Origin of the sequence: Neorhizobium sp. DAR64872/K0K18 (assembly GCF_050500175.1) — a bacterium.
GTDB lineage: Bacteria > Pseudomonadota > Alphaproteobacteria > Rhizobiales > Rhizobiaceae > Neorhizobium > Neorhizobium soli.
Map to the genome: position 1 here is coordinate 1,109,221 of NZ_CP191446.1, position 14,237 is coordinate 1,123,457.

15 protein-coding genes are annotated in these 14,237 nt (G+C 60.5%); 4 read left to right on the top strand and 11 right to left on the bottom strand.

From position 1 onward, the window contains the following. Positions 1-13: 13 nt before the first annotated feature. The 3 genes from moaD to uvrC form a co-directional block, all read right to left on the bottom strand. Complete coding sequence (moaD, locus tag ACQY1P_RS10775; protein ID WP_062453314.1) at positions 14-268, bottom strand: molybdopterin converting factor subunit 1; 255 nt, start codon at positions 266-268, stop codon at positions 14-16. Beyond that, positions 265-855, bottom strand: a complete 591-nt coding sequence (gene pgsA / locus ACQY1P_RS10780) for a CDP-diacylglycerol--glycerol-3-phosphate 3-phosphatidyltransferase (RefSeq protein ID WP_062453313.1) — start codon at positions 853-855, stop codon at positions 265-267. The genes moaD and pgsA overlap by 4 nt, the downstream gene beginning before the upstream one ends. Positions 856-984: 129 nt before the next feature. Further along, positions 985-3,036, bottom strand: a complete 2,052-nt coding sequence (gene uvrC, locus ACQY1P_RS10785) for an excinuclease ABC subunit UvrC (RefSeq protein WP_430256381.1) — start codon at positions 3,034-3,036, stop codon at positions 985-987. A gap of 741 nt (positions 3,037-3,777) precedes the next feature. Between uvrC and ACQY1P_RS10790 the strand changes: the two genes are divergently transcribed. Then, positions 3,778-4,416, top strand: a complete 639-nt coding sequence (locus tag ACQY1P_RS10790) for an outer membrane protein (protein WP_062453311.1) — start codon at positions 3,778-3,780, stop codon at positions 4,414-4,416. A gap of 101 nt (positions 4,417-4,517) precedes the next feature. On the opposite strand, the gene ACQY1P_RS10795 is transcribed toward ACQY1P_RS10790, so the two are convergent. The 4 genes from ACQY1P_RS10795 to ACQY1P_RS10810 form a co-directional block, all read right to left on the bottom strand. Next, positions 4,518-5,528: a Bug family tripartite tricarboxylate transporter substrate binding protein gene (locus ACQY1P_RS10795; protein WP_062579906.1), complete on the bottom strand. Its 1,011-nt coding sequence runs from the start codon at positions 5,526-5,528 to the stop codon at positions 4,518-4,520. A 181-nt stretch (positions 5,529-5,709) separates the two neighbouring features. Continuing rightward, the gene (locus tag ACQY1P_RS10800) at positions 5,710-6,306 is read right to left on the bottom strand and encodes a glutathione S-transferase family protein (RefSeq protein ID WP_430256382.1); all 597 of its coding nucleotides are present in this window, start codon (positions 6,304-6,306) and stop codon (positions 5,710-5,712) included. A 57-nt stretch (positions 6,307-6,363) separates the two neighbouring features. Beyond that, positions 6,364-7,050: a ribonuclease T2 family protein gene (locus tag ACQY1P_RS10805; protein WP_430256383.1), complete on the bottom strand. Its 687-nt coding sequence runs from the start codon at positions 7,048-7,050 to the stop codon at positions 6,364-6,366. A gap of 50 nt (positions 7,051-7,100) precedes the next feature. Beyond that, positions 7,101-7,967, bottom strand: a complete 867-nt coding sequence (locus tag ACQY1P_RS10810; protein ID WP_430256384.1) for a 23S rRNA (adenine(2030)-N(6))-methyltransferase RlmJ — start codon at positions 7,965-7,967, stop codon at positions 7,101-7,103. 83 nt (positions 7,968-8,050) lie between these two features. On the opposite strand from ACQY1P_RS10810, the gene ACQY1P_RS10815 reads away from it, so the two are divergent. Together ACQY1P_RS10815 and ACQY1P_RS10820 are read left to right on the top strand one after the other, a co-directional pair. After that, the gene (locus tag ACQY1P_RS10815; protein WP_430256385.1) at positions 8,051-10,189 is read left to right on the top strand and encodes a molybdopterin-containing oxidoreductase family protein; all 2,139 of its coding nucleotides are present in this window, start codon (positions 8,051-8,053) and stop codon (positions 10,187-10,189) included. Continuing rightward, positions 10,186-10,773 carry an NUDIX domain-containing protein gene (locus ACQY1P_RS10820; protein WP_430256386.1) on the top strand — a complete coding sequence of 196 codons (588 nt, stop codon included), beginning with the start codon at positions 10,186-10,188 and terminating at the stop codon, positions 10,771-10,773. The genes ACQY1P_RS10815 and ACQY1P_RS10820 overlap by 4 nt, the downstream gene beginning before the upstream one ends. Here ACQY1P_RS10820 and ACQY1P_RS10825 read toward each other — a convergent pair. Together ACQY1P_RS10825 and ACQY1P_RS10830 are read right to left on the bottom strand one after the other, a co-directional pair. Then, positions 10,770-11,201 (bottom strand): type II toxin-antitoxin system VapC family toxin, encoded by a 432-nt coding sequence (locus tag ACQY1P_RS10825; RefSeq protein WP_113167311.1) that lies wholly within the window; start codon positions 11,199-11,201, stop codon positions 10,770-10,772. The two genes, ACQY1P_RS10820 and ACQY1P_RS10825, sit on opposite strands and share 4 nt — an antisense overlap. After that, positions 11,177-11,452 carry a type II toxin-antitoxin system Phd/YefM family antitoxin gene (locus tag ACQY1P_RS10830; RefSeq protein WP_113167310.1) on the bottom strand — a complete coding sequence of 92 codons (276 nt, stop codon included), beginning with the start codon at positions 11,450-11,452 and terminating at the stop codon, positions 11,177-11,179. Before ACQY1P_RS10830 ends, ACQY1P_RS10825 begins: the two co-directional genes overlap by 25 nt. Before the next feature lie 152 nt (positions 11,453-11,604). Between ACQY1P_RS10830 and ACQY1P_RS10835 the strand changes: the two genes are divergently transcribed. Beyond that, on the top strand, positions 11,605-12,432 hold the full coding sequence (locus ACQY1P_RS10835) for an alpha/beta fold hydrolase (RefSeq protein WP_192076726.1): 828 nt from the start codon (positions 11,605-11,607) through the stop codon (positions 12,430-12,432). Between the two features lie 65 nt (positions 12,433-12,497). Here ACQY1P_RS10835 and purN read toward each other — a convergent pair whose 3' ends face one another. Together purN and purM are read right to left on the bottom strand one after the other, a co-directional pair. Then, the gene (gene purN / locus ACQY1P_RS10840) at positions 12,498-13,124 is read right to left on the bottom strand and encodes a phosphoribosylglycinamide formyltransferase (protein WP_325261154.1); all 627 of its coding nucleotides are present in this window, start codon (positions 13,122-13,124) and stop codon (positions 12,498-12,500) included. Then, positions 13,121-14,194 (bottom strand): phosphoribosylformylglycinamidine cyclo-ligase, encoded by a 1,074-nt coding sequence (gene purM, locus ACQY1P_RS10845; protein ID WP_325261152.1) that lies wholly within the window; start codon positions 14,192-14,194, stop codon positions 13,121-13,123. The genes purN and purM overlap by 4 nt, the downstream gene beginning before the upstream one ends. Between the last annotated feature and the right edge of the window lie 43 nt (positions 14,195-14,237).

Here is a 14,237-nt window from a genome sequence, read left to right on the forward strand (position 1 = left end):
AGAATGGTTCCGTTTACCCGCCTGTCATCGGGGGGAAAATGCCGATCTCGCGTGCTCCGGCGATCTTTTCAAAATGCTCCACATGCTCCTGGTCAATCGCGACGCGAATGACCTCGGGATATTGCAGCGCGTTCTCGTATTCCTCGCCGAGCGTCTTCAGGTGATTGAGGAGATCACGCGCGGTAACGACCTCAGGCGGCAGGTCGAGATCCTCCTCGGTCTTGCCGATTCTCTCGCGCACCCAGGCGAAATAGACGAGTTTTGTCATCCCTCGTCATCCACGAGATGCTTGAGACCGGCGCGGAAATAGTCGTAGCCGCTGTAGAAGGTGAGGGCCGCTGCGACCCAGAGAAGGCCGATGCCGATCTGCGTCGTGAACGGCAGGAACTTGTCGCCGGCAGGTCCGGCCAGCAGGAACGCGATCGACACCATCTGGATCGTCGTCTTCCACTTGGCGATGCGGGTCACCGGCACCGATACCTTGAGCGCCGCCAGATATTCACGCAGGCCCGAGACGAGAATTTCGCGGCAGAGAATCGTGATTGCAGCCCACAGCGACCAGCCGGCAATCGTCTGGTCGGCAGCAAGCAGCAGAAGCACGGCGGCAACCAGAAGCTTGTCGGCGATCGGATCCAGCATGCGGCCGATATTCGACGTCTGGTTCCAGATTCTTGCCAGATAGCCATCCAGATAGTCGGTCAGCGACGCCACAACGAAGATCCAGAAACCGGCCCAGCGGGCAAAATCCGAGCTTTCCAGCTTTCCTTCGATGAAGAAGCACAGAACGATCACCGGTACGGCAAGGATGCGCGCATAGGTCAGAAGATTGGGAATGTTGTACGCGCGGGAAGCCATGATGGACCTGTGCTTGAGGGTTGCCTCTAGTTGAGGTTTCGAGACGCCAGCGTCAACAGTTTTCGCGGCTTTTTTACAGTTGGTTGAGATGCATACGCTGTTTTGATGACCCATGCATGTCGTTCATCGTCATCCACTTCGGCTCTCGTGGAAGTGATTATAGACCTGTTTGGCCACCGCTTCGGAAATTCCTTCGACCGCCATCAGATCGTTGAGACCTGCGCGGGACACGGCCTTTGCGGTGCCGAAATGCTGCAGCAGCTTGCGCTTTCGGCCCGGCCCGATGCCCGCGATTTCGTCGAGCGGGTTCTTGATCATTTCCTTTTTGCGCCGGGCCCGGTGCGAGCCGATCGCGAACCGGTGCGCTTCGTCGCGCATGCGCTGGACGAAGTAGAGGACGGGATCGCGTGGCGGCAGAGAAAAATCGCTGCGGCCATCGGCAAAGAAGCGTTCGCGGCCGGCATCGCGGTCGACACCTTTGGCCACCCCGATCGCCGTCACCACGTCTCGGATGCCAAGTTCGTCGAGGATGGTGCGCACAGCCGTCATCTGGCCCTGGCCGCCATCAATCAGGATGACATCGGGCCAGGCCGGAAACGCGGCATCGTTGATGTCATCGCTGGTCGCCTCGACGGGTTTCGGCGTCGAGATGCTGCGATCAGGAATGCCTTCTTCCTTGATCAGTCGCGAGAAGCGCCGGGTCATGACCTCTCGCATCATGCCGAAGTCGTCGCCGGGGGTGATGTCGGTCGATTTGATGTTGAACTTGCGGTACTGGCCCTTCACAAATCCTTCCGGACCCGCGACGACCATGCCGCCGACGGCATTGGTGCCCATCATATGCGAGTTATCGTAGATCTCGATGCGCCGGGGCTGGTAGGGCAGGCTGAAGGTTTCGGCGAGACCCTTGAGAAGGCGCGCCTGCGACGATGTTTCGGCCAGCTTGCGGCCATGTGCTTCGCGCGCATTGGCAGCGACGTGATCGACAAGATCGCGCTTTTCGCCACGCTGCGGCACCAGGATCGAGACCTTGTGTCCCGCCTTTTCGGAAAACGCGAGCGCCAGCAGTTCCTGCTCCTCGACTGTTTCCGACAGCAGGATCTGCTTCGGCACGGGCTTGTCGTCATAGAACTGCGCGAGAAACGCGTTGAGGACTTCCGCTCCCGCCATCTGCGGATCGGCCTTCGGGAAATAGGCGCGGTTGCCCCAGTTCTGGCCGGTGCGGAAGAAGAACACCTGGATGCAGGTAAGCCCACCTTCATGTTGAATGGCGAAAATATCCGCCTCTTCAACGCCGGCCGGATTGATGCCCTGGTGGCTCTGGACGTGGCTGAGCGCCGCCAGCCGGTCGCGATAGATTGCGGCGCGCTCGAAATCCATGTCTTCGGAGGCTTCCGACATCTGCCTGGCGATGACGGTCTTCACGTTCTGGCTCTGGCCCGAAAGAAAGTCCGAGGCTTCCTTGACGAGCTCGGCATAGCCCTCGTCGCTGACTTCATGGGTGCAGGGGCCGGAACAGCGTTTGATCTGATAAAGAAGACAGGGACGCGTGCGGCTCTCGAACACGCTGTCTGTGCAGGTGCGCAGCAGGAACGCACGCTGTAGCGAGTTGATCGTGCGGCCGACGGCAGAGGCCGATGCGAACGGTCCGAAATACTGACCTTTGCGGGCGCGGGCGCCTCTGTGTTTCATCAGGGCAGGGGCACGGTGATCGCCGCTGATGAGAATATATGGAAACGACTTGTCGTCGCGCAGCAGAACGTTGAACCGCGGACGTAGCCGCTTGATGAGGTTCGCTTCAAGCAGCAGCGCTTCGGTCTCCGTCCGCGTCGTGACGAATTCCATATGCGTGGTTTCCCGCACCATGCGGGTGAGGCGGTTGGAATGCAGTCGGCCCTGCGCATAATTGCTGACCCGTTTCTTGAGGCTCTTCGCCTTGCCGACATACATCACGTCGCCGGCCTCGTTGAACATCCGGTAGACGCCCGGCGCGTTCGGAAGGTGCTTGACGAACTCGGCGATCAGGTCGGCGCCCTTGAGGCCCGTGTCGTGGCGGACAGCCTCGTTCCAGTCGATGGACGTGGTGATAGCCGCAGCGACCGCTTCCGGTTCCAGGGCATCGTCGTCGTCTTCGTTTCCGTCATAAAGAACGCCGCCATCGGGCACATTCTTCGCGTTCATCGCATGTCTCCGCCGGCAGAATCAGTTCAGACGACTATTTCTGCGGGCTCATCTCGTCTTTGTGATCATCCAACCCGAAGAAATCGGCGACTCGGGGCTGAAGCTGTTCGCCAACAGATAGTGTTTTGCCGGCAGCTTTGGAAGCGTGCCACCACGCCTGCATTTCTCGCTCAGCAAACGTGCTCGCGGGGTCCTGGAAGCGAATACGGCAGGAATTCGGCCTCGTTTCGACCGGAAATGACGATTTGCAAGTAGGAGTTCTGCAGGATGCTGTGATGGCGTTGATGCGTTGCTCGGCTAAATTTGAGTTAAACTCGAATAAAGGAGGCTAAATCTCGCGCCTCTCGGAGTCGTGATATGTATCGAGGCTGTTTGACAGCGTTTGTTCGCAATGTTAAGAAACGGTCAAGAAATGTAAAATGCTCTATAGTGCGATTAACGTCTCATTATCCTTAACGATATACCTGTGGCGATGAAGCAACATCGAAATTTAGCCGTCTAGCTGCCACAAACAATTCACATTTCGGCTCTTTCAATTCCTCAATTGCCCCCCAAATTCGTCCTCAGCCAGCAGGGAACAAAGCTGTCGTCAACTCTGTTGATGTGACACTTGCCCGGCAGCCTACAGCGCCGATACCCGAAAGGGTGCGCAGGGACGTTGTAGCAATTAGGAATACTCGTGTCGGACCTTCCGAAACCCGAAGTGGTTTTTGAGCCGATGCGCCAAACGGAGAAAAAGGTATGCGTATTCTCGTCGCGACTCTGATGGCCTCGGCTGCCAGCTTTATTGCAATTTCCTCGGCCAGCGCTGCTGACGCCGTCGACCAGATCCCTGCAGCTCCTATGGCTGTTGAAGAAGTCGCACCGGCCGCTACGTGGCAGGGCTTCTACCTCGGCGCCACCGGTTCCTACGACTGGGGCCGTTTCGGCGGTGGCGACTACAATGCCAAGGGTGCAGGCGGCGGTGCTTATACCGGTTACAACTGGCAGAGCGGCCAGGTTGTGTACGGTATCGAAGCTGACGTCGGCTACAACGGCCAGGACGGCAGAACGTCCGGCGGTTACCGTGGCGAAGCTGGCTGGGACGGTTCGGTCCGCGGCCGCGTCGGTTACGACCTCAACCCCTTCCTGATCTACGGTACGGCTGGTGTCGCGCTGCAGAACAACGAACTCAAGGATGCAACGTCGTCTGACGACAAGACATCCGTTGGTTACACGGTCGGCGTCGGTGCTGAAGCATTCGTCACCAGCAACATCACGACCCGTATCGAATATCGCTACACGGACTTCGCAGCCAAGGACTACAGCCTCGACAGCGGCAACGTCTCCAAGGGCTTCGACGACCACAGCGTTAAGGTCGGTATCGGCGTAAAGTTCTAATAAGAACAACAAAAAGCCGGGAGCGTTTCCCGGCTTCTCATCTAAAAGCCCGTTGTCACCAACGGGCTTTTTTCATGCGTGGTTTTCGGTCGGTATAACGGTCAGTCCATCTGGATATTGGCGTTCTTGACGACCGGGGTCCATTTTGCGAGTTCGGCTGTCACGTGTTTGCCGAGCTCCTCCGGGGTAGACCCGACGATCTTGGCGCTGAAATCCTTCATCCTCGCGACAACTGCCGGGTCCTGTAAGGCCTTGTTGGCGGCATCGTTCAGTTTCGCGACCACTTCAGGCGGCGTGCCGGCCGGTGCGAACAGGGCGTTCCAGGTGTAGGTCTCGTAACCCGGTACCGTCTCGGCAATCGTCGGCACGTCCGGGAACGAAGCTGCCCGCTCGGCAGTGGTGACGCCCAGTGCCTTCAGAGTTCCCGCCTTGATATGCGGAGACGAGGAGGGCAGGTTGTCGAACATGATCGAGATCTGGTTGCCGATCAGGTCGTTGAGGGCAGGACCCGCGCCCTTGTAAGGAACATGCTCCATCTTGACGCCGGTCATCGCCTTGAACAATTCGCCCGAGAGATGCAGGGGCGTGCCGTTGCCCGACGACGCGTAAGAATACTTCTCCGGCTCCTTCTTGAGGAGCTCCACCAGTTCCGCCACCGTGTTGACCGGCAGTTTCGGATTGATGACCAGAACGTTCGGCACGATGACCAGTAGCGAGACAGGCGCAAAATCCTTCTCGGGGTCGTAGGGCTTCTGCTTCAGGATCAGCGGGTTGAGCGCGTGGGTCGCAACCGTGCCCATCAGGATTGTGTAACCGTCCGGCTCCGCACGCGCGACGCGGTCAGCCCCGAGATTGCCGCCGGCACCGGCGACGTTTTCAACCACGATCTGCTGGCCGAGGATATCGCCCATCTTCTGCGCCACGACTCGACCGACAACATCCGTCGATCCGCCGGCTGCAAACGGCACGACGAGGGTGATCGTCTGGTCGGGAAACGACTGGGCCGCAGCCCCGGTGGCTGAAAGTCCCAGTGACATCAGGGACAGGGCCGAGCCTGCAAGGACTACGGAAAGGCGCAGGGCGGTTCGCCGCGTCAACGCTGATCGCTTCATGAAATTCCTCCGAATTGCTTCAAACGGCCTCCCGCCGTTCTCGTCATAGTAGCGGAGGAAAACCGGAGGGCAAGCGTTTCAATTGCTTGTGCAAATGGGAGAAGGTCTCGAACGACCGGCAGGTTGTGCCGGGATCCGCGGCAACCCAAGAGTTCTAGGGCGGCCGCGGACCTCATTCGGTTCAGGCGTAGGGCTTCATTTCCATATAGGCCGGAAAGCGCTTGGAGAACGTGTCAGGCCAGGAGGCTAGTTCCGGACGACCTTCGGCCCACTGGCCGTTAAAGCGCAGGTCGAGATAACCGATCATAGCGGCAAGCGCGAAGTGGCCACCATGCAGCTTCTTGCCCGTCTTCGGCAGGTTCTTTTCCAGATAGTCCAGCCCGCGCACCACCTTGCCCCACTGCTTGTCGATCCAGGGCTGGTGGACCTTTTCCTCCTCGCGCGAGCGACGCTCGTAGACGATCGCGAGAAGGCTATCGGTAATGCCGTCGCAGAGCGCTTCGAGCACTTCGGCCTCGGTCCGCTTCACGTCCTTCTTCGGGTAAAGCTTGCCGCCGGAGTGACGATCGAGGAAGTGCATGATCGCGACGCTGTCATAGACCGGCGGCTCGTTCTTGCGGATCAGAACCGGGATCTTCCCGAGCGGATTGTTGTCGACGAGTTCGGGAGGCGCCGCATTCGTGTCGGTCTTTTCTTCGGTCACGTCGAGACCGAGATGGCGGGCGGCCATGCGAACCTTGACGGAGTAGGGCGAGGCCGGGGAGTGGAGGATCTTCATCGGTATGTCCTTGTTCTGATATCGAGGGCCGCTGGTGTCATCTTGAGCAAGCGGATGTCAGCGGGCCGGAGGAAGCGTAACCTGGCCAATCCGGCAGCCGCGGCGGTCGACCTCCGCACAATCGCGAAACTGCAGATCCTTGCTAAGGCAGATACGAATTTCATCGAGCTTTTCACCTTCGCAGCTCGCAGCGATACCGCGGCGGGAAAGACCCGGGTTGGCGGACATGAAGGCCTGCTCGATGGCATCAGGGGAAAGCTTGAGCGAGCTTTGCCCGCCAGCAAGGTCCGCCGGAAGTTTGACGTGCTCAAAAGCCTTGCGGACAGTGTCGAAATAGGTTGCCTGGTCGAGCCCGGTGCAGCTTCCATGCTTGCGCCACTGATGACCGATCAGGCCCATCGACGGCATGATGTCGAACAGTTTCTCACCAAGCTGGCGCGGCACGCGATCGGGTTCCGACGATCGGCAGAAATCCGGAAAACCGGTTTCGTATTGCGGCCAGAGCCCGTGTACGACGAAGCGGAAACGTTTGTCGGTGCCGCATTGCTGCCGGTTGCGGCCTCCGTCATCGGATGCGCAGAAGGTCGGCGACCAGGACAGGGAGAGGACGTAGAAATCGAAAGCGCCCGCACGGTCCTCGGAGCCTTGCTGGCTCCGGTTGCGCTGCCGATCCTGCGCCGTCGACGCAGTAGTGAAGGCGAGAAGGACGACGAGGCCCGCTAGGGCGGCGAACAAGCGTTTCATGGTGGGCGGCCTCCAGTCGCGCCGCACCATGAAAGGGATGCGCCGACGGGTCAAGCCTCGGCGTCGGTGTGTTCACCTCTTATCCAGAAGCATCGCTGCGAGGCGTAACGATCCTGTGCCAGCGCCGTCTTTATCGGGGGCAGGATCGTATGCAGCTCATCCTTAAGCGTGAAAGGCGGGTTGACGATGACGAGGCCCGAGCCGTTCAGGCCGACAAGATCGCGGTCGCTTTTCACGGTCAGCTCGACGCAGAGCATTTTGGGGATATCCAGCGCGTTCAGCTGCTCGTGGAAGTCCTTGATCGGCGCGCCCTTCTTCATCGGGTACCAGAGGCAATAGGTACCGCCTGAAAACTTGCGATAGGCATTGGCGAGACCCCTGACCATCCGGTCGTACTCGCCTTCCTCCTCGAAGGGCGGATCGATCAGCACGATGCCGCGCTTTTCCTTCGGCGGCAGATGCGCCCCGAGCGCCAGCCAGCCGTCGAGTTCGGTCACACGTGCCTGGTAGTCGCCTTCGAACAGGCGCGACAGGCGGGCAAAGTCTTCCGGATGCAGCTCCATTGCCGAGAGACGGTCCTGCGGGCGAAACAGCATGCGCGCGAGTTTCGGCGAGCCGGGATAGAACTTGACGCCACCCTTCGGGTTCAGTTCCTTCACGGCACCGAGATAGGGCGCAAGGATTTCGGCCACTTCGGGAGGAAACTCGGCATCGACCAGCTTGCCGATGCCGTCGAGCCATTCGCCGGTCTTCTGCGCTTCTTCGGAGGATAAGTCGTAAAGCCCGATGCCCGCATGCGTATCGAGGAAGCGGAACGCCTTGTCCTTGTTCTGTGCATAAAGAACGAGCCGCGACAGGACGGCGTGCTTGAGGACGTCGGCGAAATTGCCTGCGTGGTAGATGTGCCGATAGTTCATCTCAGCTTGTGTCTCGCTTGAATAAAATTGATGCGCTGCAAATGGCCCTTTTTGCAGCCGTCGCCATGCCATATAGAAAAGCCATGAACGTTGCGACCCCCATTCCCGAAAGCCCCGTCGTCGGTCACACTTCCGTCGGCCATACCGTCTGTCCTCATGACTGTCCGAGCGCCTGCGCGCTGGATGTCGATCTGACCGCGGATGGCAGGATCGGTCGTGTCCGCGGCTCGTCCGACAATACCTATACGGCTGGCGTCATCTGCGCCAAGGTCGCGCGCTATACCGAGCGCATTTATCATCCCGGCCGCCTGATGGTGCCACAGCGCCGCATGGGTGCCAAGGGCGAAGGGCTCTGGCAGGAAATCTCCTGGGAAGTGGCGCTGGACGAGATCGCCGATGCGTTCGTCAAGGCTGAAGCAAAGCACGGGTCCGAAGCGGTGTGGCCCTATTTCTATGCGGGAACCATGGGTCAGGTGCAGCGCGATTCGATCGAGCGCCTGCGCCACGCCAAGAAATATTCCGGCTTCATGGGCACGATCTGCACCAACATGGCCTGGACCGGCTATGTGATGGGCACAGGCGCCCTGCGCGGCCCCGATCCGCGCGAGATCGCGAAATCCGATTGCGTCGTGATCTGGGGCACCAATGCGGTCTCCACCCAGGTCAATGTGATGACCCATGCGATCAAGGCCCGCAAACAGCGCGGCGCCAAGATCGTCGTCATCGACATCTACGACAATCCGACAATGAAACAGGCCGACGTCAAGCTGGTGTTGCGCCCCGGCACCGATGCCGCACTCGCCTGCGCCGTGATGCATGTCGCCTTCCGTGACGGCTATGCCGACCGCGCCTATATGGCGAAATATGCCGATGATCCGGCAGGCCTCGAAGCGCATCTGAAAAGCCGCACGCCGGAATGGGCGTCGGCGATCACAGGCCTCACCGTCGAGGAAATCGAGGGGTTCGCCAGGCTCGTCGGCACCACGCCGAAGAGTTTCTTCCGGTTGGGCTACGGCTTTTCCCGTCAGCGCAACGGCACGGCGGCGATGCACGCGGCGCTGTCGATCGCGACCGTGCTCGGCTCCTGGCGACACGAAGGCGGCGGCGCCTTCCACAACAACGGCGAGATTTATCGGTTCAACAAAGCCGAGCTGATGGGCACGGCCTACAAGGATCCGGACATCCGCATGCTCGACCAGTCGCAGATCGGCCGTGTGCTGACCGGCGACGCGGAAGCGCTGCGTCATCGCGGACCGGTGACGGCGCTGTTGATCCAGAACACCAATCCGATGAATATTGCGCCGGAACAGCGCCTCGTGCGCGAAGGTTTTTTGCGCGACGATCTTTTCACCGCCGTCCACGAGCAGTTCATGACCGATACGGCAAAGGTTGCCGATATCGTTCTGCCCGCGACCATGTTCCTTGAGCATGACGACCTTTATCGCGGCGGCGGGCATCAGCATATCCTGCTCGGCCCGAAACTGGTCGAACCACCGGCAACGGTGCGCACCAACCTTTTCGTCATCGAGGAACTGGCAAAGCGTCTCGGCGTCGACGGGTTTGCCGGCTTCGGCATGGACGAACGCACCCATATCGACCGTATCCTGACTGCCAGCGGTTGGGGTTCCTATGACGCGCTGAAGGCCGACAAGTGGATCGATGCGCAACCGGATTTCGACACCGCGCACTACATCAACGGTTTCGGCTATCCGGACGGCAAATTCCGCTTCAGCCCCGATTGGGTCAACGGCCCATCGCCGGATCGGACGCCCGACAGCGTCGGCCCGCTCGGGCCACACGCGCAGTTGCCGCGTTTTCCCGATCATGTCGATGTGATTGAGACAGCCGACGCCGAGCATCCGTTCCGCCTCGCGACCTCGCCGTCGCGCAGCTTCCTCAATTCATCCTTTGCCGAGACCAAAAGCTCGGTGGAGAAGGAAGGGCGGCCGGACGTGATGATCGATCCGACGGACGCCGCACGTCTCGGCATCGTTGACGGCGATATAGTCACGCTCGGCAACCGTCGGGGCGAGATCCGTCTGCATGCGAAACTCGTGACTGGTGCAAAACCCGGCGTGCTGATCGCCGAGGGATTGTGGCCCAACGACGCGCATCTCGACGGCGAAGGGATCAACGTCCTCACCGGCGCCGATCCGGTGGCGCCTTTCGGAGGTGCTGCCGTGCACGACAACAAGGTCTGGCTACGCAAGGGAATCGCATGAGCGACGTGAATGACCGGGTGAAGATCGTCAGCGATACGACGCTGTCGCAGGGCTGGACGCGGCTTTCCGATTATCAACTCGACTATACCGATCGCAACGGCGAGACGCAGCGCATCAAGCGCGAGGTTTTCCATCGCACGCCGGCCGCCTGCATCCTGCTGCACGACCGCGAACGCGATATCGTCGTCCTCGTCAAACAATTCCGACTGCCGGCTTATCTGACGGGCGAACCGGCCTTCATGATCGAAGTGCCGGCCGGACTTCTCGATGGCGAAGACGGCGAAGACGCGATCCGCCGCGAGGCGATGGAGGAGACCGGCTACCGGATCCGCGACGTGCGTTTCGTCTTCAAGGCACTGACGTCGCCGGGCTCCGTGACGGAGGTCATCCACTTCTTCCACGCCTCGATCGATCTTTCCGACCGGATCAACGAGGGTGGCGGGCTCGCCGACGAGCACGAGGATATAGAAGTGCTGGAGTTTCCGCTCGACAAGGCCGTCACGATGATCGCCGACGGCGAGATCATCGATGCCAAGACAATCATGCTGCTGCAGTGGGCCGTGCTTAACCGGGCGGCGCTTTAGGCCCGCACGAGGCTGCACCCGGCCGACGGGGCTGCCGCGATCAACTGCTTGTCGAGCGTTGCGAGTTCGAGGTTTTCCTCGAGCGACAGCGCAAGATAGGCGGCGTCGTAGGCGGATAGCTGGTAACGGGCTATCAGCTCGAGGATACGCCCGTCCTCTTGCCCTGTGACGGTCGTGATTTCCAGCTCTCGCAAGCGTGTCATCGATGTAGCAACATCTTCCAAGACGATCCGCTTCCTTCGGGCGGCGATAGTCAGCAGGCTGCGCATTTCGTGCCAGAAAAGGTCAGGCACAACTGCGCCCAACGCCATTGAGGCTTTCAAGACATGGTTCGAATATGGATTGGCCTCATCAGCTATGAACCAGCCGGCTGCAACCGAGGCATCAACCACGAAAGTCTGCACTAACGCCGACCTTCTTTTTTCCATTCGTCGATTTCTTCGGCAGTGGCGGACATTCGAGCGTCGCGCTCAGATATGATCGTCTCAATAAGGGCCCGCCGCCGTGCGAGTTGTTCTTCGGTGAACTCAGCATTCATACCCGGCGTGGCCGCGATCGGGCTGAGCCGCGCGACGGGTGTTTCGCCACGCGCAATCACCACCTCCTGGCCGGCTTCGACGAGGGGCAGGAGCTCGGAAAGTTCGGTTTTCGCATCACCCAGCTTGACCGTGATCGTCATCTCTACACCTCCGGTTCAATCCAAGGTAGTCCGCGCCAAGCCGGTCGTCAAATGGCTGGTCGTTGGGAGGGATGCATCGCTTCCATGTCGGGGAACAATTGCCAGAGACCTCCCGTTAGACTGGTTCCATTGCCAGAAGAAGGGATGCAAAGATGACCATGATCACCACCCGCGACGGAACGCAGCTTTATGTCAAGGACTGGGGTCCGAAGACCGGCCGTCCCGTTATCATGATGCACGGTTGGCCGCTGACATCCGACACCTGGGACGACTTCGCGGTGGTGGCAGCAGACGCCGGGTTCCGCGCCATTTCCTATGACCGACGCGGGTTCGGCCGCTCCGAGCAGCCGTGGGACGGTTATGAGTACGATACGCTGGCCGACGATCTTGCCGATGTCATCGAGGCGACCGGCGCGCAGGATGCAGCACTGTTCGGCTTTTCCATGGGCGGTGGCGAGGTTGCCCGCTATATGTCGCGCCACGGCGGCAAGGGCGTTTCCAAGGCCGCGCTGATTGCGTCGGTCGTTCCCTATATGGCGCAGACGCCCGACAACCCTGATGGTGTGCCGCAGTCGGTGTTCGACGAGATGACGGCCGGCATGAAGGAAGACCGGGCGCATTTCTTCCACGGCTTTTTGAAAAGCTTCTACGGCGTCGGCGTGTTCACCGGGTCGGTGAGCGAAGCCGTGCTCGACTGGTCGTTTCAGCAGACGATGATGGCGGGTCTTCGGCCAACGCTTGCTTGCGCAAAGGCCTTCTCCTCGACGGATTTTCGTCCGGACCTGCCGAGCTTCAAGGTGCCGACGCTGATCATCCACGGAACAGGCGACCAGACCGTGCCGATCGAGACGTCCGGCCGTGCCGCCGCTGCCGCGATCCCCGGCGCGACGCTGATCGAATACGACGGCGCGCCCCACGGGCTGTTTGCCTCGAACAAGCAGCAGCTGACGGACGACTTGATGGCGTTCCTGCGCAGCTAACACAAATGGCCGCACGCCGGATGGTTATGTCCGGCGTGCGGCCAAGATGTAGGCGAAAGATGTGATTAAAACTCTGCCCTGCCAGCTCTGAGGCTGACGCCTCCCGTCGCTAGAAGCGCTAGCGCTTCCGGATAGATCTGGTGCTCGACGGTCAGTACCCGCGCAGCGAGCGTATCAGGCGTATCACCGTTCTGAATGGGAACACAGGCCTGGGCCACGATCGGGCCTTCATCCATGCCCTCGGTCACGAAATGCACCGTGCAACCGGCAACCTTCATGCCGGCATCGAGCGCCCGCTGATGGGTATGCAGTCCCGGAAAAAGCGGCAGGATGGAGGGATGGATATTGAGTATCCGGCCCTCGTAGCGGGAAATGAAATCCCCGGAAATCAGCCGCATGTAACCCGCAAGACATATGATGTCAGGCGCTATTTCCTCGAGTGCCTCAAGGATCGCCGCCTCGTGCTCAGCCTTGCCGGCATAGGACTTGCGCTCGAAGGCGAGTGTCTGGATGCCGCGCGCCTCAGCCTTCGCGAGCCCGCCGGCTTGCGGTTTGTCGGAGATGACGGCAACGATTTCGGCCGGGAAGCCTGGATCTTCACAGGCGTCCGCCAGCGACAGCATGTTGGAGCCGCCGCCGGAAATGAACACGACGACGCGCTTCTTCTGCACGCTGGCGAGTGCTTTGCTCATAGACCGAGCGTGCCCTTGTAGACGACGCCGGCGTCGCCTTCCGCACGGTCGATCATGCGGCCGAGCGGAACGACGATTTCACCTTCGCGGGTGAGCACATCCGTCACCGTCTGCGCATTCTCAGCCGAAACGACGACGATCATGCCGATGCCGCAGTTGAACGTGCGTAGCATTTCCTTCGGCTCGACACCGCCGGTCTTTGCCAGCCACGAGAACACGGGCGGGACGGGGATTGAGTCGAGATCGACTTCGGCCGCCAGGTTCTTCGGCAGCACGCGCGGAATGTTTTCGGGAAAGCCGCCGCCGGTGATGTGGGCAAGCGCCTTCAGGGCCCCGGTTTCGCGGATCGCCTTCAGCAGCGGCTTCACATAGATGCGGGTCGGCGTCAAAAGCGCTTCGCCGAGCGACTTGCCGTCGAAGAACGGCGCAGGCGCGTCCCAGCCGAGGCCGGAGATCAAGACGATCTTGCGCACCAGCGAAAAACCGTTGGAATGCACGCCCGAGGAGGTGAGGCCGAGAATGACGTCGCCGGCGGCCAGGTCGCCGACTGGCAGAAGCTGGCCACGTTCGGCAGCGCCCACTGCAAAGCCGGCAAGGTCGTAGTCGCCATCGGAATACATGCCCGGCATTTCTGCCGTCTCGCCGCCGATCAGCGCACAGCCTGCATCGACGCAGCCCGCAGCGATCCCCTTGACGATGGCAGCGCCCTGGTCCGGATCGAGCTTGCCGGTGGCGAAGTAGTCGAGAAACAGCAGCGGCTCTGCGCCCTGCACGACGAGATCGTTGACGCACATGGCGACGAGATCGATGCCGACCGTGTCGTGGAAATTGGCATCGATCGCGATTTTCAACTTGGTGCCGACGCCGTCATTGGCAGCCACCAGGATCGGATCGGTAAAGCCTGCAGCTTTCAGGTCGAACAGGCCGCCGAAGCCACCGATTTCGCCGTCTGCGCCGGGACGGCGGGTTGAGCGTACCGCCGGCTTGATCTTCTCGACCATCAGGTTGCCCGCGTCGATATCGACGCCGGCATCGCTATAGGTGAGACCGTTCTTGCCCGTCTCGCTCATCGTAATTCTCCGTTGGGACATGCCGCGCGAACCGAAGATCGAG

Bases quoted from the DNA above. Each gene is read 5' to 3' on its own strand.
- ACQY1P_RS10825 (WP_113167311.1), bottom strand. From the start codon at position 11,201: ATGGAAAAAAGAAGGTCGGCGTTAGTGCAGACTTTCGTGGTTGATGCC.
- ACQY1P_RS10805 (WP_430256383.1), bottom strand. From the start codon at position 7,050: ATGAAACGCTTGTTCGCCGCCCTAGCGGGCCTCGTCGTCCTTCTCGCC.
- ACQY1P_RS10790 (WP_062453311.1), top strand. From the start codon at position 3,778: ATGCGTATTCTCGTCGCGACTCTGATGGCCTCGGCTGCCAGCTTTATT.
- ACQY1P_RS10810 (WP_430256384.1), bottom strand. From the start codon at position 7,967: ATGAACTATCGGCACATCTACCACGCAGGCAATTTCGCCGACGTCCTC.
- purN (WP_325261154.1), bottom strand. From the start codon at position 13,124: ATGAGCAAAGCACTCGCCAGCGTGCAGAAGAAGCGCGTCGTCGTGTTC.
- ACQY1P_RS10800 (WP_430256382.1), bottom strand. From the start codon at position 6,306: ATGAAGATCCTCCACTCCCCGGCCTCGCCCTACTCCGTCAAGGTTCGC.
- pgsA (WP_062453313.1), bottom strand. From the start codon at position 855: ATGGCTTCCCGCGCGTACAACATTCCCAATCTTCTGACCTATGCGCGC.
- ACQY1P_RS10795 (WP_062579906.1), bottom strand. From the start codon at position 5,528: ATGAAGCGATCAGCGTTGACGCGGCGAACCGCCCTGCGCCTTTCCGTA.
- uvrC (WP_430256381.1), bottom strand. From the start codon at position 3,036: ATGAACGCGAAGAATGTGCCCGATGGCGGCGTTCTTTATGACGGAAAC.
- ACQY1P_RS10835 (WP_192076726.1), top strand. From the start codon at position 11,605: ATGACCATGATCACCACCCGCGACGGAACGCAGCTTTATGTCAAGGAC.
- purM (WP_325261152.1), bottom strand. From the start codon at position 14,194: ATGAGCGAGACGGGCAAGAACGGTCTCACCTATAGCGATGCCGGCGTC.
- ACQY1P_RS10815 (WP_430256385.1), top strand. From the start codon at position 8,051: ATGAACGTTGCGACCCCCATTCCCGAAAGCCCCGTCGTCGGTCACACT.
- moaD (WP_062453314.1), bottom strand. From the start codon at position 268: ATGACAAAACTCGTCTATTTCGCCTGGGTGCGCGAGAGAATCGGCAAG.
- ACQY1P_RS10830 (WP_113167310.1), bottom strand. From the start codon at position 11,452: ATGACGATCACGGTCAAGCTGGGTGATGCGAAAACCGAACTTTCCGAG.
- ACQY1P_RS10820 (WP_430256386.1), top strand. From the start codon at position 10,186: ATGAGCGACGTGAATGACCGGGTGAAGATCGTCAGCGATACGACGCTG.